The organism is Mesorhizobium sp. B2-5-7 (assembly GCF_006440875.1).
Taxonomy (GTDB): domain Bacteria; phylum Pseudomonadota; class Alphaproteobacteria; order Rhizobiales; family Rhizobiaceae; genus Mesorhizobium; species Mesorhizobium australicum.
In genome coordinates, this window is record NZ_VFUO01000004.1 from 427,883 (window position 1) to 446,982 (window position 19,100).

General features: G+C 63.9%; 17 protein-coding genes. 5 read left to right on the top strand and 12 right to left on the bottom strand.

Features of this window, described 5'->3' with window-relative positions; translation table 11 throughout:
• Positions 1 to 145: 145 nt before the first annotated feature.
• The 5 genes from guaA to FJ543_RS19990 all read right to left on the bottom strand — a co-directional run bounded on the left by guaA (position 146) and on the right by FJ543_RS19990 (position 4,909).
• Positions 146 to 1,708 carry a glutamine-hydrolyzing GMP synthase gene (gene guaA, locus FJ543_RS19970; protein ID WP_140876644.1) on the bottom strand — a complete coding sequence of 521 codons (1,563 nt, stop codon included), beginning with the start codon at positions 1,706 to 1,708 and terminating at the stop codon, positions 146 to 148.
• A 55-nt stretch (positions 1,709 to 1,763) separates the two neighbouring features.
• Positions 1,764 to 2,432: a 5'-methylthioadenosine/S-adenosylhomocysteine nucleosidase gene (locus FJ543_RS19975; RefSeq protein WP_015316526.1), complete on the bottom strand. Its 669-nt coding sequence runs from the start codon at positions 2,430 to 2,432 to the stop codon at positions 1,764 to 1,766.
• Positions 2,433 to 2,537: 105 nt separating this feature from the next.
• A complete protein-coding gene (locus FJ543_RS19980; protein WP_015316525.1) occupies positions 2,538 to 2,996 on the bottom strand; it encodes a PaaI family thioesterase in 459 nt (152 codons plus the stop codon).
• Between the two features lie 98 nt (positions 2,997 to 3,094).
• A complete protein-coding gene (locus FJ543_RS19985) occupies positions 3,095 to 3,547 on the bottom strand; it encodes a TspO/MBR family protein (RefSeq protein WP_224623095.1) in 453 nt (150 codons plus the stop codon).
• A gap of 72 nt (positions 3,548 to 3,619) precedes the next feature.
• A complete protein-coding gene (locus FJ543_RS19990) occupies positions 3,620 to 4,909 on the bottom strand; it encodes an RsmB/NOP family class I SAM-dependent RNA methyltransferase (RefSeq protein ID WP_140876646.1) in 1,290 nt (429 codons plus the stop codon).
• 316 nt (positions 4,910 to 5,225) lie between these two features.
• Here FJ543_RS19990 and FJ543_RS19995 point away from each other — a divergent pair, with 316 nt between their 5' ends.
• On the top strand, positions 5,226 to 5,903 hold the full coding sequence (locus FJ543_RS19995; RefSeq protein WP_140614553.1) for an MIP family channel protein: 678 nt from the start codon (positions 5,226 to 5,228) through the stop codon (positions 5,901 to 5,903).
• A gap of 69 nt (positions 5,904 to 5,972) precedes the next feature.
• Here FJ543_RS19995 and katG read toward each other — a convergent pair whose 3' ends face one another.
• On the bottom strand, positions 5,973 to 8,183 hold the full coding sequence (gene katG, locus FJ543_RS20000; protein WP_140876648.1) for a catalase/peroxidase HPI: 2,211 nt from the start codon (positions 8,181 to 8,183) through the stop codon (positions 5,973 to 5,975).
• Positions 8,184 to 8,360: 177 nt separating this feature from the next.
• Here katG and FJ543_RS20005 point away from each other — a divergent pair, with 177 nt between their 5' ends.
• Positions 8,361 to 9,269, top strand: coding sequence for a hydrogen peroxide-inducible genes activator (locus FJ543_RS20005; protein ID WP_140876650.1), 909 nt, complete (start codon positions 8,361 to 8,363; stop codon positions 9,267 to 9,269).
• Between the two features lie 19 nt (positions 9,270 to 9,288).
• Here FJ543_RS20005 and FJ543_RS20010 read toward each other — a convergent pair whose 3' ends face one another.
• The 4 genes from FJ543_RS20010 to FJ543_RS20025 form a co-directional block, all read right to left on the bottom strand.
• The gene (locus FJ543_RS20010; protein ID WP_140876652.1) at positions 9,289 to 10,095 is read right to left on the bottom strand and encodes an amino acid ABC transporter ATP-binding protein; all 807 of its coding nucleotides are present in this window, start codon (positions 10,093 to 10,095) and stop codon (positions 9,289 to 9,291) included.
• Positions 10,092 to 11,033, bottom strand: a complete 942-nt coding sequence (locus FJ543_RS20015) for an amino acid ABC transporter permease (RefSeq protein ID WP_140876654.1) — start codon at positions 11,031 to 11,033, stop codon at positions 10,092 to 10,094. Before FJ543_RS20015 ends, FJ543_RS20010 begins: the two co-directional genes overlap by 4 nt.
• A 56-nt stretch (positions 11,034 to 11,089) precedes the next feature.
• A complete protein-coding gene (locus FJ543_RS20020; protein WP_140660879.1) occupies positions 11,090 to 11,947 on the bottom strand; it encodes an ABC transporter substrate-binding protein in 858 nt (285 codons plus the stop codon).
• Between the two features lie 80 nt (positions 11,948 to 12,027).
• A complete protein-coding gene (locus tag FJ543_RS20025) occupies positions 12,028 to 13,041 on the bottom strand; it encodes a 2OG-Fe(II) oxygenase family protein (RefSeq protein ID WP_140876656.1) in 1,014 nt (337 codons plus the stop codon).
• A gap of 102 nt (positions 13,042 to 13,143) precedes the next feature.
• Here FJ543_RS20025 and FJ543_RS20030 point away from each other — a divergent pair, with 102 nt between their 5' ends.
• Both FJ543_RS20030 and FJ543_RS20035 read left to right on the top strand, forming a co-directional pair.
• On the top strand, positions 13,144 to 14,088 hold the full coding sequence (locus FJ543_RS20030) for a nucleoside hydrolase (RefSeq protein WP_015316515.1): 945 nt from the start codon (positions 13,144 to 13,146) through the stop codon (positions 14,086 to 14,088).
• A 103-nt stretch (positions 14,089 to 14,191) separates the two neighbouring features.
• Complete coding sequence (locus FJ543_RS20035; RefSeq protein WP_140725594.1) at positions 14,192 to 14,866, top strand: TetR/AcrR family transcriptional regulator; 675 nt, start codon at positions 14,192 to 14,194, stop codon at positions 14,864 to 14,866.
• Between the two features lie 16 nt (positions 14,867 to 14,882).
• Here FJ543_RS20035 and FJ543_RS20040 read toward each other — a convergent pair whose 3' ends face one another.
• Positions 14,883 to 15,524 (bottom strand): class I SAM-dependent methyltransferase, encoded by a 642-nt coding sequence (locus tag FJ543_RS20040; protein WP_015316513.1) that lies wholly within the window; start codon positions 15,522 to 15,524, stop codon positions 14,883 to 14,885.
• 174 nt (positions 15,525 to 15,698) lie between these two features.
• On the opposite strand from FJ543_RS20040, the gene FJ543_RS20045 reads away from it, so the two are divergent.
• Positions 15,699 to 17,243, top strand: coding sequence for an alpha/beta hydrolase (locus tag FJ543_RS20045; protein WP_041163730.1), 1,545 nt, complete (start codon positions 15,699 to 15,701; stop codon positions 17,241 to 17,243).
• 7 nt (positions 17,244 to 17,250) lie between these two features.
• Here FJ543_RS20045 and FJ543_RS20050 read toward each other — a convergent pair whose 3' ends face one another.
• Positions 17,251 to 19,023, bottom strand: coding sequence for an AMP-binding protein (locus FJ543_RS20050; RefSeq protein WP_140876658.1), 1,773 nt, complete (start codon positions 19,021 to 19,023; stop codon positions 17,251 to 17,253).
• Between the last annotated feature and the right edge of the window lie 77 nt (positions 19,024 to 19,100).

The following is a 19,100-nucleotide window of genomic DNA, read 5'->3' on the forward strand; positions in this document are numbered from 1 at the left end:
GAAAAGGAATGCCGTCAGATATACCGTCAAATGATTCCGCTTAGGGGCGATAGTCAGCGATAGACCTAGAGAGAAAAGAAGATAAGATTCAGAGGTTTAATGAAGTTTCTTCGATAGTCGCCGAATGCTGGCGAACGACCGACCTTTATTCCCACTCGATTGTGCCAGGCGGCTTCGACGTGACGTCATACACCACGCGGTTGATGCCGCGGACTTCATTGATGATGCGGGTGGCGGCGGCGCCCAGGAAGGCCATGTCGTAGTGATAGAAATCAGCCGTCATGCCGTCGACGGAGGTCACGGCGCGTAGCGCACAGACGAATTCGTAGGTGCGGCCGTCGCCCATGACGCCGACAGTCTGCACCGGCAGCAGCACGGCGAAGGCCTGCCAGATCGCGTCATAGAGGCCGGCCTTGCGGATTTCGTCGAGATAGATGGCGTCGGCCTCGCGCAGGATCTCCAGCTTTTCCCGCGTGATGCCGCCCGGGCAGCGGATGGCGAGGCCGGGGCCTGGGAACGGATGGCGTCCGATGAAGCTTTCGGGCAGGCCGAGTTCCTTGCCCAGCGCCCTCACCTCGTCCTTGAACAATTCGCGCAACGGCTCGACCAGTTGCATGTTCATGCGCTCGGGCAGGCCGCCGACATTGTGGTGGGACTTGATGGTGACCGAGGGGCCGCCGGTGAAGGAGACGCTCTCGATGACGTCGGGATAGAGCGTGCCTTGCGCCAGGAAATCGGCGCCGCCGAGCTTCTTGGCCTCGTCCTCGAACACTTCGATGAACAACCGGCCAATGGTCTTGCGCTTCTTTTCCGGGTCGGACTCGCCTTCCAACTGCGAGATGAACTTGTCCGAGGCGTCGACCAGGATCAAAGGCAGATTGTAGTGCTGGCGGAACATCGCCACCACACCAGCGGCCTCGTCCTTGCGCATCAGGCCATGGTCGACAAGAATGCAGGTGAGCTGGTCGCCGACCGCCTCGTGGATCAGAAGGGCAGCCACCGAGGAATCCACGCCGCCCGACAGCGCGCAGATGACCTTGCCCTTGCCGACCTGCTTGCGGATCGCCTCGACCGCGTGCTCGCGATAGGCGCGCATCGTCCAGTCGCCTTCGATGCCGGCGATGTTGTGGACGAAGTTCCTGAGCAGCCTCGCACCATCCGGCGTATGCACCACCTCGGGGTGGAACATGATGCCGTACATCCTGCGTTCGACATTGCCGAAGATGGCGAAGGGCGAGCTTTCCGATTTGCCGAACACCTCGAAGCCAGGCGGCAGGGCGATGACGCGATCGCCATGACTCATCCACACCTGATGGCGCTGGCCTGTGGCCCACAGGCCCTCGAATAGCGGGCTGTCCTTCTCGATCTCGACAAAGGCGCGGCCGAATTCGCGATGGTTGGAGCTTTCGGCGACGCCACCCATCTGCACGCACATGGCCATCTGGCCATAGCAGATGCCAAGCACAGGCACGCCGGCATCGAAGACGATCTGCGGCGCGCGCGGGCTGCCGATATCGGACGTCGAAGCCGGGCCGCCGGACAGGATGACCGCTTTCGGGTTGATGCGCTTGAATGCCGCCTCGGCCGACTGGAACGGCACGATCTCGGAAAACACGCCGGCCTCGCGGATGCGGCGGGCGATGAGCTGCGTAAACTGGCTGCCGAAATCGACAATCAGGACGGTGTCGGTGTGATTGGCTGTCGTCATGGCGAGCCTTTAGAGAAAGAAACGAGTCTGCGCAATGGGTTGCGTCGCCTGACTTTCAGAGCGGTATCGCCTCGTCACCAGGTGAATCCGGCCGGAGCAAGCCCGAACCGATCGCCTGTTCGAGCCGCATGACGGCGTCGGCCAGCTTTTCATCGATGACGTGCAGATATTCGGTCCAGTCGCCGACGTGCCTGAGATCAGCCGCGCCGTCGGAAATACCGCGCAGCCCGATGAGCGGGATGTCGAAAAGCTGACAGGCGCGCAAGCAGGCGAAGGTCTCCATGTCGACCATGTCGGCGGCGATCGCTTCGTACGCCGCGCCGGTAATGACGGCGCCGCCGGTCGACAGTGTCGCCTCCTTGATTTCGGGAATACGCAACGGCAACGGTACGATCACCGGCAGGTCGAGAAACGGCGTCGCGCCTTTTTCGAAGCCCAGCGGCGAGGCATCGATGTCGCGATAGCTGACGGAGACGGCCTGGTAGATTTCGGTCTGCTCCAGGGTCCGGCTGCCAGCAGAGCCGAGCGATACCACCAGATCGGGCAATGCCTTGTCCGACTTCAACCAGGACAGTTCGGCGCCCAGCCTGACGCCGGCCTCGACCGGGCCCACACCCGTCATCAGCGGCGTGAACAGTCGCTGCAGATGCTGGCCATATTCGGCCCGCGCCGCCATGACGAAGAGGACATCCTTGCCGCCAATGCGCACGACGTTGCCAGTCATGGCGATCCTCCTGCTTGCGCTACATTATGGCCAACGGCATGGCCGCTGCCGGCGGCAGCTCCGTGCCGCCGGCACGATTAAATTCGCCCGCGGCGAACCGGCCACTCACCCAGCGATACCATCGCGGCCTAGCACCGTCATCATCGTCCCGGTCATGGTGGCGATCAGCTTGGCCTCGCCGTCGGCGGCGAAGGCATAGGCCTGGCCGTCGGCAACGATGATGGTACGGCCGGGTTTGGTCACCGAACCGCGGAACAAAAAACGCTCGCCCCGGCCCGGCGCCAGAAGGTTGACCTTGAATTCGATGGTCAGCACGCCGGAATTCTCCGGCATGAGCGAGAACGCCGCATAGCCGCAAGCCGAGTCCAGCGCCGTCGAAATGACGCCGGCATGCAGGAACCCATGCTGCTGGGTCAGCGCCGCCGAATAAGGCATCTCGATCTCGATGATGCCGGGGGTCACCAATGTCAGTTCGGCGCCGATCGTCGCCATCGCCTGCTGGCGGGCGAAGGACGCCCTGACGCGATCCTCATAGTCCGGAGCCGGTACGATCTTTGCTGCCATCGCCGTTGCCTTCACGTTTGACGGGAAAGCTTATCGCAGAGGCATGAGCGGCAGGCAAATGCTTTTGCTGCACTGCAGCAAACCGCATCGAACGCCACCTAGTTCAGCCAAAGAAGCGAGGCGTTGAGCAAGGTGGCGAACGCCACCCACGCCGCGTAGGGCACGAAAAGCCAGGCGGCGAGCCGATCGCGGGTCCAGACGCTTGCGATAAACAGCGCGATGACGGCCAGAAGAAGCACGATGATGACCAGAGCAGGCCCCATCATTTTTGCGCCGAAGAAGATTGGCGACCACACGAAATTCAGGACGAGCTGAGCGCCCCAGATCTTCATCGCGGTGCCGGCCGGGTCCCGCAACCATGTCCGCCAGCCGGCCACGGCGATCAGCACATAGAGCAGTGTCCAGGCAGGCGCGAAAATCCAGTTGGGCGGATTGAAGGAAGGCTTGGCCAGCGATGCATACCAGGCACCTGGCAAGGTGGCGAAACCGATCAGCAGGCCTCCGCCCAGCACCAGGACGAGGAACAGCAGAAGCGACAGATATCTTTGCAAGCACTCACCCTGTGGCGGCGCAACGCCGCGCATCTGCAATTGGGGCGCTGCGGGCAGCTGTCAACGACAGCGTCAGTTCGCCCGGCGCAAGGCGCAAAAATAAAATCCGTCTGTGCCGCTCAACGCCGGCGAGAGCGAAATGCCACCCAGGGCACCGATCCGCATCGCGGCGGTATGGCCGGGAAAACGGCTGTCCCAGAGCTGGCGATGATCGACCGGGGCAAAGCCGCCGTGCCGCTCGCGAAACGCGGCGATTTGTTCACCGTTCTCCTCGTCGAACACGGAGCAGGTTACGTAGACCAGCAGGCCACCGGGTTTGACGTAGGTTCTGGCGGCATCGAGGATCGTCGCCTGCTCGCCCTTGCGGGCATCAAGCTGTCTCTGCGTCAGCCGCCATTTGGCCTCGGGACGCCGCCGCCAGGTGCCGCTGCCGGTGCAGGGCGCGTCGACCAGCACGATGTCCATGTGGCCGGTCAATGGGGCAAGCTCGGCCGGCTTGGTGGTGACCTGCACATTGCGGTTTTCCGAGCGGCGAATGCGGTCGAAGATTGGCGCCAGCCGCGCCTTTTCGGCATCGTGAGCGAAGATTTGACCGTGGTTGTCCATCGCCGCCGACAACGCCAGCGTCTTGCCGCCTGCGCCGGCGCAGAAATCGAGCACCTGCATGCCAGCCGTCGCGCCGGCAAGCGCCGCCGCAATTTGCGACCCCTCGTCCTGGACCTCGAACCAGCCTTTCTGAAAGGCCGGCTCGGCTTGCACGTTCGGATGCCGGCCGTCACCGTCGATCGGCGGGATGCGGATGCCGTAGGGTGCGATCCGTGCGGCACTGGCACCGGTCTGCGCGAGTTCGGCCAACACCTTGGCGCGATTGGCCTGCAGCGTGTTGACCCGGATGTCGAGCGGCGGACGTGTGGCGAGCGCCGCGCCCTCCTCGACCCATGTCTCGCCGAAGGCTCGCTCGAAAAGCGGTTCGCACCAATCGGGAATGTCGGCGCGAACAGCGGGCGGCGCGTCGGCAAGCCGGCGTTCCGCCATTGCCTGGAGTTCCGTGGCGCTCAGCAGCGGCGGCGCGAATTTGTCACCTTCGAGCGCTGCGTTGAGCGACTGCGCCGTCTGGCTCCATTCGAGCAGCAGCGCCCCGAAGCCGATGGCACGCGGCGTGTCTTCGCCCAGCAACCAGCCGGCGGAGCGCTTGCGGCGCAGCGCGTCGTAGACGATGTTGCCGATCGCGGCGCGATCCCCACCGCCGGCGAAGCGATGGGACAGGCCCCAATCCTTCAGCGCGTCGGCCACCGGCCGGTGACGCCGACCAATGTCCTCCAGCACTTCAATGGCCGCAGCCAGCCGTCCGCCCAGTCGCATTCGTCATTCCATCAATCGAGCACATTATCCGGTCTGCTCTTAAAGCCTTTCACGTCCGGATTGAACCCCGCCCGGCTTCGCCGCGAGCGCAAGCTGGCGGTGATCGGCGAAACCTGTCCGACCGGTAAATCTTCGCGGCGGTTAGAAGCAGGCGGACTAGTAGATACAAGATCTCTAATGTTCTTAACTGGCGGCCGGAAGGAAGGCGTGTGGCGCTACAGCTCTGCTTTCCAAGTTTTTCGGTTGGGAATACTCTTGCCGTCATGATTCGCGGCGCGGAAAACGTGGACCGGCGGATCGTCACGAGGAGAGGGCAATGAAGATTTATCTGGCGGAAGTTCTAGGCACATTTCTGTTGGTGTTCATCGGTACGGCGTCCGTGGTGACGGGGGGCTTCGGCGGCGCGCTGCCGCTTGGCCAGGAAGGCATCGGTCTGGCATTCGGCATCGGCCTCATCGCGGCGGCCTATGCGATCGGCCCGATTTCGGGCGCGCATCTCAATCCGGCGGTGACGCTCGGCGTGTTCCTGGCTGGCCGGCTGCCGGCCAAGGACGTCATCCCCTATTGGATCGCGCAGATCATCGGTGCCATCATCGCCTCGCTGGCGTTGTGGATCATCGTTTCCGGCCAGACCGGCGGCCATACCGGCGGCTTCGGCGCCAATGGCTGGGACGAGACGAAATGGGGCATGAGCTCGGCGTTCCTGTGGGAGCTGATCGGCACCTTCACCTTCGTCACGGTGATCCTTGGCGTTACCGCTGAAAAGCACTCGACGGCGTTTGCCGGCCTGGTCATCGGCCTGACGCTGGCGGGCATTCACTTCGCCATGATCCCGGTCACCGGTACCTCGGTCAATCCAGCGCGCTCGATCGGCCCGGCGCTGTTTACCGGCGGTGCCGCACTCAGCCAGCTCTGGTTGTTCATCGTCGCACCGCTGATCGGCGGCGCCATTGCCGGCGTCGTCGCCAAGGTGCGTGTCTTCGAGAAGGATTGATTCCAGAGCCTGAATGCAAGAGGCGCGGGCCGTGGCCCGCGCCTCTTTTCGTAGGTCCTCAAGCTCGGGTCAGGCCGCGATGTCAAAGCGGTCGGCGTTCATCACCTTGGTCCATGCCGCAACGAAATCCCGGGCGAATTTCCGCCCGGCGTCCGCCGATCCGTAGACCTCGGCCAATGCCCGCAGCTGCGCATGCGAACCGAAGATCAGGTCGGCACGGGTGCCGGTCCACCTGACTGCCTTGGTTTTGCGGTCGCGCGCTTCGTACACATCTTCCGAACCCGGAACAGAACCGGCAGCCGGATCCCAGACCGTGCTCATGCTGAGCAGGTTGACGAAAAAGTCGTTGGTCAGCCTACCCGGCCTGTCGGTGAACACGCCGTGCTTTGAGTGCCCGGTGTTGGCGCCGAGCACCCGCAAGCCCCCAACAAGCACCGTCAGTTCCGGCGCCGTCAGGCCCAGCAACTGCGCGCGGTCGACCAGCATGGCTTCAACCGACATGGGCTGCTTGCCCCTGACATAGTTGCGGAAGCCGTCGACTTTCGGCTCGAGCGCGGCAAAGGAGTGGACGTCCGTCTGCTCCTGCGATGCATCCATGCGGCCGGGCGTGAACGGCACCTTCACGTCGTTGCCGCCATCCTTCGCGGCCTTCTCGACCGCGGCGATACCGCCGAGCACGATCAGGTCGGCCAGCGAGACCTTCTTGTCGCCGGTCTGCGCGGTGTTGAACTCCGTCTGGATGCCTTCGAGCCTGGCAAGCACCTTGGCCAGTTCGGCAGGCTGGTTGACCTCCCAGTCCTTCTGCGGCGCCAGCCGGATGCGTGCGCCATTGGCGCCGCCGCGCTTGTCGGAGTTGCGGAAGGTCGAAGCCGAGGCCCAGGCCGTCGAGACCAGTTCGGAAACCGACAGGCCGGAGGCCAGGATCTTGGCCTTCAGCGATGCGATGTCCTGCTCGTTGACCAGTTCATGGTCGAGCGCCGGGATCGGGTCCTGCCAGATCAGCTCTTCCTTGGGCACCAACGGGCCGAGATAGCGCACCGCCGGACCCATGTCGCGATGGGTCAGCTTGAACCAGGCGCGGGCGAAGGCATCGGCGAACTGATCCGGATGTTCATGGAAACGCCGCGAGACCTTCTCATAGGCCGGGTCGGCCCGCAGCGCGAGGTCGGTGGTCAGCATGGCCGGCGCGTGATGCTTCGAGGGGTTGTGCGCATCCGGCACCGTGCCGGCACCGGCGCCACCCTTCGGCGTCCACTGATGGGCGCCCGCCGGGCTCTTCGTCAGCTCCCATTCGAAATTGAACAGATTGTCGAAGAAGTTGTTGCTCCACTTGGTCGGCGTCGTGGTCCAGGTGACTTCGAGACCCGAGGTGATGGCGTCGCCGGCAATACCTGACGCATGTTTGCTCGACCAGCCGAGGCCCTGCGCCTCGATGCCGGCACCTTCCGGCTCCGCGCCCACCAGCGAGGCATCGCCGGCGCCGTGGGTCTTGCCGAAAGTGTGGCCGCCGGCGATCAGCGCCACGGTTTCTTCGTCGTTCATCGCCATGCGCGCGAAGGTTTCCCGGATATCACGGGCCGAGGCCAGCGGATCGGGCTTGCCGTTCGGCCCTTCCGGATTGACGTAGATCAGGCCCATCTGCACGGCGCCGAGATGGCCGCGAAGCTCACGATCGCCCGAGTAGCGCTCGTCGCCCAGCCACTTGGTTTCCGAACCCCAGTCCACGTCCTGCTCGGGCTCCCAGACGTCGGCGCGGCCGCCGGCGAAGCCGAAGGTCTTGAAGCCCATCGATTCCAGCGCGACGTTGCCGGTGAGGATCAACAGGTCGGCCCAGGAAATCTTGCGGCCATATTTCTGCTTGACCGGCCAGAGCAGGCGGCGCGCCTTGTCGAGATTGGCGTTGTCAGGCCAGCTGTTGAGCGGCGCGAAACGCTGCTGGCCGGCTCCGGCACCGCCGCGGCCATCACCGATGCGGTAGGTGCCGGCGCTGTGCCAGGCCATGCGGATGAACAGCGGCCCGTAATGGCCGAAGTCGGCGGGCCACCAATCCTGCGAATCCGTCATCACTTGGTGCAGGTCCTTGATGACCGCATCGAGATCGAGGCTGGCGAATTCCTTGGCATAGTCGAAGTCCTCGCCCATCGGGTCCGACAGGTTCGACTGCTGATGGAGAACGCCAAGGTCAAGCTGGTTCGGCCACCAGTCACGGTTGGTCCGGCCGGCGGATCCATGCGCGACAGGGCATTTGCCCGCGCTGCTGTCGTCGGTTTTCGCGTCCATCTCTCACTCCAATTTGCCGAGGTTTGACTTGCCGAGGTTGATTTTTGCCGAGATTTTGGGGGCGGCCAGCGGCCCGCGCCAATCTGGAACCATTCCAGCCTAGGCCAGACCGTCGATAAAAACAAATTGTCTTTCCTGTTTATTTCGATAGGATTTTCTTATGATGGCCTTGACCGCATGATCGGACTGACAGTTCGCCAGATGCATTATTTCGACGCGCTGGCGCAGACGCTGCATTTCGGGCGTGCGGCGAAACTTGCCGGTGTCAGCCAGCCGGCGCTGTCCTCGCAGATCGCCGAAATGGAGCAACGGCTGAACTGCCGGCTGTTCGAACGCGGCGGCAAGTCGGTGCGCATGACGGACGAGGCGATCGCCCTGTTGCCGCGTATCGAGCGCATCCTGGCTGACATACGTGACGTGGAAACGACGGCCCGGCGCGGCCGCACGGCCATGGAGGGACGCTTCCGGCTGGGCATCATCCCGACTGTCGCGCCCTATCTTCTGCCGCGCGCCTTGCCCGAACTGAAGAAGCATTTCCCGGCCTTGCTGCTCGAATTGCGCGAGGCGGTCACCACCTCCCTGGTCGAAGACACCGCATCGCGAAAACTCGACGCCTTCATCGCGGCACTTCCGCTCGACCATCCAGGACTGATCACCGAGGCGCTCTTTCCCGACCGGTTCTTCCTGGCCGTGCCGTCGGACGATCCGGCCTTTGCCTCGCCGCCGGTTCCACCCGAGAGCCCGGCGCTGGAAAGACTGATGCTGCTGGAAGAAGGCCATTGCCTGCGCGAACAGGCGCTGGCCGTCTGCGGCAATGTGCGGCCGGTGGCGATGGCAAGCTATGGCGCGACCAGCCTGACCACGGTCCTGCAGATGGTGGCGCACGGGCTCGGCGTCACGCTCATCCCCGAAATGGCGACCGGCCCCGCCGGCACCATCCCCGACCTCAAGATCGTGCCGTTTCAGGAACCGATGCCGCAGCGCATGATCTGCCTGGCCTGGCGACGCAACAATGCGCGGCACGGGGAATGCGTCGAGCTCGCCAAGATTATACGGGGGCTAGGCCCGGCGCTGTTGGCGGCCTGAGAGGTGGCCCTAACGCTCGTTACAGCACCCGCGACAGGAACTCGCGGGTGCGCGGCGACACCGGGTTGGCGATCATCTCGCGCGGCGCGCCGCGTTCGACGATCACGCCGCCGTCCATGAACACGAGCTGGTCGCCGATCTCGCGGGCAAAGCCGACCTCGTGGGTGACGACGACCATCGTCATGCCGCTCTCGGCAAGGTCGCGCATAACCTGCAGGACTTCGCCGACCAGTTCCGGATCGAGCGCCGAGGTCGGCTCGTCGAAGAGCAGCACCTTGGGCTTCATCGCCAGGGCGCGCGCGATCGCGACACGCTGCTGCTGGCCCCCGGACAGTTCGCGGGGATAGCGGTCGACCTTGTCGGCCAGGCCGACACGCCGCAGCAGCACCTCCGCCTCGGTCTTTGCCTGGTCGACTGGAATGCGCCGCACCTGCATCGGCGCCTCGATCAGGTTCTCCATCACCGTCATGTGCGAGAACAGGTTGAACGACTGGAACAGCATGCCGATCTCGGCGCGGCGCCGGCACAGAAGATCGTCCTTCACCTCATAGAGCTTGTCGCCCTGGAGGTCGTAGCCGACGAACTGGCTGTCGACGAGCAGGATGCCGCCGCTGAGTTTTTCCAAATGGTTGATGCAGCGCAGGAACGTGCTCTTGCCCGATCCCGACGGGCCGATGATGCAGGCGACCGATCCCTCCGGTACATCGAGGTCGACACCTTTGAGAACTTCAAGCTGGCCATAGGTTTTGCGCACGCCGCGCGCGAACACCATGGAGTTGGCGGGCACCCCGAAGCGGGCACGATTTTCGGACTTCACATCACTCATCGAGCAACGCCGCGCAGGCTGATCAAGTTGCGCAAGGTGCGCATCGTCAGGGCGTCGCGTCTGACATCGCTGCGGCCGAAATGGCGCTCCAGGAAATGCTGCCCCACCGACATGATGCTGACCACCGCGAGATACCAGAAGGCGACCACGATCAGCAGCGGAATGGTCTCGAAGGTGCGCGCATAGATGCTCTGCGCGGTATAGAACAGGTCGTCGACGGCGATGAACGTCACCAGCGACGTCATCTTCAGGAGGTTGATCGCCTCATTGCCGGTCGGCGGCAGCACGAAGCGCATGGCCTGCGGCAAGGTGATGCGCTTCAGGATCATGCGGTAGGGCATGCCGAGCGCGCTCGCCGCCTCTGACTGGCCAGACGGCACCGACTTGATGCCGGCCCGGATGATCTCGGCCATGTAGCCGGCCTCGCACAGCGAAAGCGCCACCACGGCGGAGAAGAACGGCGTCATGAAATCATTGGTGCGCACGGAAAACAGCGTGCCTATGAACGGCAAAGTCAGCGAGATTTCGCGCACCAGCAGCGACAGGTTGAACCAGAAGATCAGCTGGATCAGGGCTGGGACACCCCGAAAGAACCAGACATAGACGCCGGAAAAGGCGCGCAGCACCGGGCTCGGCGACACCCGCATGATCGCGATGATGGTGCCGACAATGATCGCCAGCACCATGATGATGACGGTGAGCATCAGCGTGTTGCCGAGGCCTCGCATGATCGAGGGATGGAACAGGTATCCGGCTGCCGTGCCCCAGGCAAAGGCCGGGTTGCTGGCGAAAGCACGAATGATGAGGAAGGCCAGCAGCAGGGCGAACGCCGTACCGACCCAGATGCCATAGCGGCGCTGCGGCACGACGGTCAGTCGTGACACGGCGGCGGAAACGCTTGGCTCGACGCCGATGTCGGTCGGGAGGGCAACGCCCATCGGATGTCTCCAGCTTGCGGGCCGGCGCCTGACGTTCATCAGGCGCCGGATGGTCTCTATTCGGCGCGAAGCGCGTCCATGGTGCCGACGAAGTAGGGTTCCTTGATCGCATAGGCGCCCATGCCGTATTTCTCCAGGATAGCTTTGTACGTGCCGTTCTTGAACAGTTCGGCAAGTGCCGCCACCATCATGTCGGCGGTCTGCTTGTCGTCCTTGGCGATCGCCATGCCGAGCGGCGCGACCTCGTAAAGCGTCGGCAGGACCACCAACTGGCCCTTGCTCGTCACCTCGAAATAGCTCGATGCGGTGGCATCGTCCATACGCGCGTCGACGCGGTCCGAAAGCACGGCCTGGACGATATCGGTGGAGGAGTTGAACACCGATTTCTCGATAGCCTTTTGGCCCTTGTCGGTGCATTCCTTACCGAGCTTGTCGACCAGGAAATCCGAGGCGCTGCCGGCCGAGACGCCGATGCGCTTGCCACAGAGCGGCATGTCGCCGCTGAAGCTCGCCTTCTTGTCAGGCGATGTCGAGACGGCGAGCCCTGCCTTCAGGAACATGATGAAATCGACCTGCTTCAGGCGCTCCGGCGTGGCCGAGAAGGTCTCCCAGGCGATCTTGAAGCGGCCCGCCGCAAGACCCGGGATCATCGACGGGAACGGCGTGCGCTGGATATCGAGCTTGGCGTCGACGAGCTTGGCCACCTCGCCGGCGAGTTCGACGATGATGCCGGTCTGCTTGCCGTCGGCGTCGAGATATTCGAACGGCGCGAAGTCCAGAGTGTTGGCGACGGCGAGCGTTCCGCTCTCTTTCACCTCAGCCGATTTCGGCACGTCGGCGGCTTTGGAAACCCCGCCCCCGACGGTGGTGGAGAGCGCCAGTGCAAGGCTGGTCATTCGCAGATATCTGTTCATTGCTGTTCCCCTTTTCTTGTCCTTGTTTGCAGTCTTTCCGGCAGAGCCCGGGCCAGTGGCCGGCACGGGCTCGGTGTCCCTTAGGAAGCGGCTGCTTCGGCCGCCTTCTTCTTTCGATAATGATAATTCTTGTCGATGCGCTCCATCAGGTAATCGCCATAGAGCACTGGCTCGTATTTCGGCTGTGTGCCGGCCGGCACACAGACCGAAAGTGCGGCGATCGTCTCGTCCATTGAGGGATCGAAGAAGAAGGGCTGCGAATAGCGCTCGCGTCCGGAGCGGTTGATGACGCGGTGCGGCGTCGAGACGAACTGGTCATTCGACCAACGCGCCAGGATGTCGCCGACATTCATGACGAAGGAATCCGGAACCGGCGGCGCGGGAACCCAGTCGCCCGCCTTGTTCTTGACCTCGAGGCCGCCGACATTGTCCTGGGCTAGCAGCGTGATGAAGCCGTAGTCGGTGTGCGGCGCCGAACCGAAAAGCCCCTCTTCCTGGGGCTGCGTCGGATAGTGCAGCAGCCGCAGGAAAGTCGTCGGCTGCTCGAAATAGCGGTCGAGACTGTCGGAGGGCAGCCCGAGCGAAAGCGCGATGGCGCGCACCATCTTGCGGGCGAGCGTGCCCATCTCCTGGACATAGCGCTCGATGGTCTCCCTGAAGCCGGCAAGGGCGGCCTCGTCAGGCCACTGGTTGGGGCCTTGCAGCGGCTTGCCGGCCAAGGCCCGGGGGTCGTCGGCGCCGACCTCGTGCATGAAGAAGATCGATTCGCTCTGGTTCGGCTTGCTGACGGCCGCCACGGACGAGGTCACGATGGTCGAGCCGGCAAAGGGCAAGTAGCCGCGGAAATTCTTGTCGATCTTCAGCTTCGCCTTCTCCTCCTCGGGCAAGGCGAAGAAACGCTTGGAGGCCTCGCGGACCGCTTCGACATCGGTGCGCGGAATGGGGTGGCCGGTGACATAGAGGAAGCCGATCGTCTCGAGATAGCGGCGCAGTGTCGCTGCCGTTTCCCTGATCGCGCCTTCGTCGTCGCCATAGAGCGGCGAAACGTCGAGGATCGGAATTTCGGAAAAATCGCCGCGCTTTTGTGCATCCATTTCGAACACCCTGTCTTGAACATAAGATACAGTACTGTATTTCTACACATCCGAACGGCCTCATCAATAGGCTTTCGATCGCAAAAGGAAGGACGCGGCATCATGGCACCACGCAAGATCATCATCGATACCGATCCGGGCCAGGACGACGCCTTCGCCATCCTCTTCGCACTGGGGTCGCCTGATGAACTCGACGTGGTCGGCATCACCACGGTCGGCGGCAACGTGCCGCTTGCCCTGACCTCGAAGAATGCGCTGAAAGTCGTCGAACTCGCCGGGCGGCCCGATGTGCCCGTTTATGCCGGCTGCCCGGCGCCGATGGTGCGCAAGCTGATCACCGCCGAATATGTCCATGGGGAAACCGGCCTCGACGGCGCCGACCTTGCCGAACCGGTGACGCCGCTGCGGGGCGAACACGCGGTGAACTACATGGTGCGCACCATCATGGACGCGCCGGAAGGCGAATTGACCGTTTGCACGCTCGGGCCAATGACGAATCTGGCCATGGCCATGACCATGGAGCCGAGGATCGTGCCCCGTCTGCGCGAAGTGGTGCTGATGGGCGGCGGCTTCTTCCAGGGTGGCAACGCGACGCCGGCCGCTGAGTTCAACATCTTCGTCGACCCGCATGCCGCGCACAAGGTGTTCGACAGCGGCGCGCCGGTGACCATGGCGGGCATCGATTGCACCTACACGGCGCTGATGACGCCTGAGTGGCTCGACCGCCTGCGCGCAAGCGGCAGCCGCGCGGCGATCGAGGCCGCGAACCTGGCCGACTTCTACCGCCAGTATGGCACCCACAAATTCGAGACGCCGGCACGCCCCATCCACGACGCCTGCGTCACCGGTTATCTCCTGGCACCGCAAATCTATGAACAGCGCCAGTGCGCGGTGACGGTCGACATTGTCTCGCCTGAGACAATCGGCATGACCGTCGTCGACTGGTGGCACGTCACCGGCCGGCGCAAGAACTGCAACGTCCTGCGGCGCATCGATCCCGCGCCGTTCTTCGAACTCATGCTGGAGCGGATCAGCGCATTGCCCTGAGTTGCGCCTTCCGCGATAGATGGACACTTGATGAGTCGCGAAGCGCATCGGAGCCGGCGAACGGTTTTGTGGGCGTTGCGTGTGCGATGAAGGTCTTGATCGGATGAAATCGGACAGCGCCCCGGCCAAAGGCAGGAGACCAGCCAAAGCCGCGGCACCCGGGAAGGCGGCACGGCAGACGCTGAGTCGCGAGGCCTGGATCGCAGCGGCGCGCAAGGTGCTGGAGAAGCACGGCATTGGCGAGGTCAAGATCGACCGCCTCGCCAAGCAATTCAAGGTGACGCGCGGCAGCTTCTATTTCCATTTCACCAGCCTGGCCGATCTTCGCGACGGCCTGCTGCAAGAATGGCGAGATATCAATTGCGAGCCCTTCTGGGCAATGCGCGAGATGCTGGATATAGACGGCCTGCAGTTCTTCACCGACATCGTGCATGTTTGGGTCGACGAGGCGCCGTTTAGTCCCCTGCTCGACCTCGCCGTGCGCGACTGGTCACGAACGTCGAAAAAGCTGGCGCAGGAGGTCAAGGATATCGATGACCTGCGCATCGAACTCCTGACCCGCTCCTTCCGCGCCATGGGTTATCCCGAGGACGAAAGCCTGGTCAGGGCCCGCATCACCTATTTCCACCAGATCGGGCAATATGCGCTGTCCTTCAAGGAGGACCCGGCGGTGCGCCGCAGCTACCAGCCACTGTTCGGCGAGGTGCTGCTGGGGCCGCTGGTGCAGGAGCCGGGTTCGGCGCCACGGCCGGCGGAAATACGGCGCGGGCGGCGTTAGCGGACGAGGCATCCCGTCAACCCGTTAGGGGTATCGCGATGCCGGCATGGTGACTTCCCAACTGCCAGAAGGGTAGCTGGAACCGCTCGCGCTGCGCTTCGACGATATGAAAGCCCGCCGTCCGGATCAGGTGCAATGGATCGCGATTGAGGTGGCAGCCGCCGGCGAGCCGGCCCCATATCAGGTTCAGACGCTCTTGCCACCGGCGGCAACGCGGCCCTTCGGCCTGGCCGTGCTCGATGAAGATCAGCCGGCCCGTGGGCTTGAGGATGCGCCGGATCTCGGTCAGCGCCGCCTCGGGGTCCGGAATGGTGCAGAAGGCATAGGTGACGACCACCGTGTCGGCGAAGCTGTCGGCCAAGGGCAGCCTTTCACCGCTGGCCCTGATGCAGTCGACATCGAATGGCAGGGAACGGCTCTTCGGTTCGGCAAGGCCCAGCATCGTGCCGTCGGGATCGACGCCGACCAGCCGCTTCACCCTGGCGGCGTCGTAATGGGGAAGGTTCAGGCCGGAGCCGAAGCCGACTTCGACGACGACGCCCCCTGCCCGCGGGATCAGACGCCTTCGCATGTCCGTGAAAGCGTTGGCCGAACAGCCGGCGTGGACGAGGTAGGGAGCAATGCAGCGCGCGTACCAGGAGAGACAGGATTGGCACATGTCTCAGCCTCCTTGCCGTGTGTTGGCGGCACCGACAGGGCGGGTGAGAGTATTGACCAGTGACATTTCTCGCTCCAAGGGAGTCCCGTGATCGGGCCCGATCGGCCCGACGTCGTGGGAATGGATAGAAGGCCGGCGTCCCCTCAACGTCCCTGCATGGCCGTGGTCGGATCGATGGAGCGATTGGAATTCCGATTTCTGGGCTTTCCGGAGTTCCGGTTGAACGGCCGGCGGGTGGAACTCGCCCTGCGCAAGGCGGCAGCCCTCCTCATCTATCTCGCCGAGGCCAGCGGGCCGGTGGCGCGCGAGGTCGCCGCCACGCTATTGTGGCCGGAAGCCGACGAGCAGGCCGCACGCGCCCGCCTTCGGCGTACGCTGTACAAAATCCGCATCGCGTTCGGCAACGAGATCATCGCCGCCACAGGCGTCTCGCTAAGCCTGCACCCGGCGTTGTCCGCCGAGATCGACACCAGGATTTTCGAGCAGGCCTGCAATTCCGGCGCTCTCGACAAGGCAGCCGAGATCTACAAAGACGATTATCTCGCCGGCTTCTTGCTGCCGGACTGTCCGCAATTCGAGGAATGGGTCTTCTTTCGGCGAGAGACGTTGCGTGGCCGGCTGGTGCAGGCGCTGGAGCGGCTCATCGACGCCAAGATCGCCGACAGCCAGCCTCGTGGCGCGGTCGTTCACGCGACACGGCTGGCGGCACTCGACCCCTTGAGCGAAAGCGCGCACCGACATCTGATCCGTGCCCATCTGGCGGCCGGGGACAGGGCGGCGGCCGAGCGGCAGATCGACACGTGCATCCGGCTCTTGCGGGACGAACTCGGCGTAGTGCCGGACCCCGCCACGCTTGCCTTGCTGAGCCAGCCAACTCAGGACGCCGCCCTGGATGTGCCCAGGACGCGCTATGTCGCGGTGGGCGGCATCCACATCGCGTACCAGATCTTTGGCAGCGGCCCGACGGACATCGTGCTTGTTCCCGGCTTCATTTCACATGTCGAGCGTATCTGGGAAGACCCGGGTTGCCGCGCCTGGCTGACCGCGGTTTCGCGCCTGGGTCGCCTGATCCTCTTCGACCGGCGCGGCATGGGGCTTTCCGACCGCGTCGGTGCCCGCCCCACGGTCGAGGCGACGGCGCAGGATATTCTGGCGGTCATGAACGCGGCCGGCAGCCGCAGGGCCTTGCTGGTCGGCGCGTCGGAGGGTGGGCCGGGCTGTATCCGTTTTGCGGTCCAGCATCCAGATCGGCTGACGGGCCTTGTCTTGTGGGGCTCGCTCGCCAAAGGCAGCCGTGCACCTGACTATCCCCACGCCTTGACCATCGCGCAGTATGATCTGTGGAAGCAACGGCTGCTGGCGGGCTGGGGTGGCGCGGCGGAAATCGACACCTTCGCACCGAGCCTCGCTGGCGACCGCCAGGCGAGGACCTGGTGGGCCGGATTGCTCAGGGCAGCCTCCAGCCCGGGTGCGGTCGCCGGGCTGCTCGACGCGTTGCGGGACACCGATGTCCGTCACCTCCTGGCAAACGTCTCCGCCCCGACGATGATCCTACACCGTTCCGGCGACCGCGCCGTGCGCATCGAGGCGGGGCGGTTCCTAGCGACCAAGATTCCAGGCGCGCGGTTTATGGAGGTCGATGGCGACGACCACTGGTTCTGGGTCGGCGACCAGCAGGCGCTGCTCGACGGTATCGGCGCGCTTGTGCGACACGGCTGATCCGGCCTCACGCCGTCTTCTGCGCCACCAGCCCGAGTTCCTCGGCCATCGCCTGACGCATCAGGAATTTCTGCGGTTTGCCGGTCACCGTCATCGGCAATTCCGTGCGGAAGCGAATATGGCGCGGCACCTTGTAGTGGGCGATCTGGCCCGCGCAGAACGCCTTGATCTCCTGCTCGGTGGCGACCTGGCCGGGTTTGAGCACGATCCAGGCGCACAGCTCCTCGCCATATTTGGCGTCCGGGATGCCGAAGACCTGCACTTCCCGCACCTTGGGATGGCGGTAGAGGAATTCCTCGACCTCTCTGGGATAGACGTTCTCACCGCCGCGAATGACCATGTCCTTGACGCGGCCGACAATGTTGCAATAGCCCTCGGCGTCGATGGTGGCGAGGTCGCCGGTGTGCATCCAGCCGTCGCTATCGATCGCCTCGCGAGTCTTTTCGTCGTCGTCCCAATAGCCCTTCATCACCGAATAGCCGCGCGTACAAAGCTCGCCCGGCGCGCCGACCGCAACGGTGGCGCCGTCGACGGCGATCGCCTTGACCTCGACATGCGGGTGGATGCGCCCGACAGTCGAGACACGCTTTTCCAACGGATCGTCGGTGCTGCTCTGGAACGAGACCGGACTGGTCTCGGTCATGCCGTAGGCGATGGTCACTTCAGCCATGTGCATGAGCGAGACCACCTTCTTCATCACCTCGATCGGGCAGGGCGAACCGGCCATGATGCCGGTGCGCAGGCTGGAGAGATCGAAGGTCGGGAAATCCGGATGATCGAGCATGCCGACGAACATGGTCGGCACGCCGTAGAGGCCGGTGCAGCGCTCCCGCGCGATCGCCTTCAGCGTCAGGCCCGGATCGAACCCCTCGCACGGGAAAACCATGGTCGCGCCCTTCGACACACAACCCATGGTGCCCATCGACATGCCGAAGCAGTGATAGAGCGGCACCGGGATGCAGAGCCGATCGTCGACGGTGAGCTTGATAGCCGAGGTGACGAAATTGCCGTTGTTGACGATGTTGAGATGGGTGAGCGTCGCGCCCTTGGGTGCGCCCGTCGTGCCTGAGGTGAACTGGATGTTGATCGCATCGCCAGGCTTCAGCCCTTCCGAGATGCGGTCGAGGCTATCATGCTCGTCGCGACCGGCCATGGCCAGCACGTCGCCGAAATTGAACATGCCTGGCGAGTTCTCCTCGCCCATACGGATGACGATCCTGAGCGCCGGCAATTTCGCAGCCTTCAGCTTGCCGGGTGTCGCCGTCGCGATCTCCGGCGCCAGAGTCTCGATCATGCCGAGATAGTCCGATGTCTTGAAGCTCGCCGCCGTCACCAGTGCCTTGCAGCCAACCTTGTTCAGGGCATATTCCAGCTCGGTCAGCCGGTAGGCCGGATTGATGTTGACCAGGATCAGGCCGATGCGGGCGGTGGCGAATTGCGTCACCAGCCATTCCCAGCGGTTGGGCGACCAGATGCCGACCCGGTCGCCCTTCCGGAGGCCGAGCGCCAGAAAGCCGGCGGCCAGTGCATCCACCGTGTCCGACAGTTCGCTCCACGTGAAGCGCTTGTCCTGGCCAACGAACACGGCGGCATCGAGCGTGCCGTATTTGCCGACGGTGTCGGAGAACAGCGCGGGAATGGTCTTGTCGAGCAGCGGCACTTTGCGGTCGCCCGAGACATGCGCCCTGCCATCGACCGGTGCAATAAAGACGCTGCCGGCGCGCGCGCCGCGTCCGCGCAGATTGGTGGCATTCTTCAGCTCGTCGAGATTGACCGGCATCGCTGTCTCCTCCCAAGACTGGCCGAACCTATCAGCCTGCCGGGACGCTGGAAATCCCGTCGATGGTACTGGAGCCC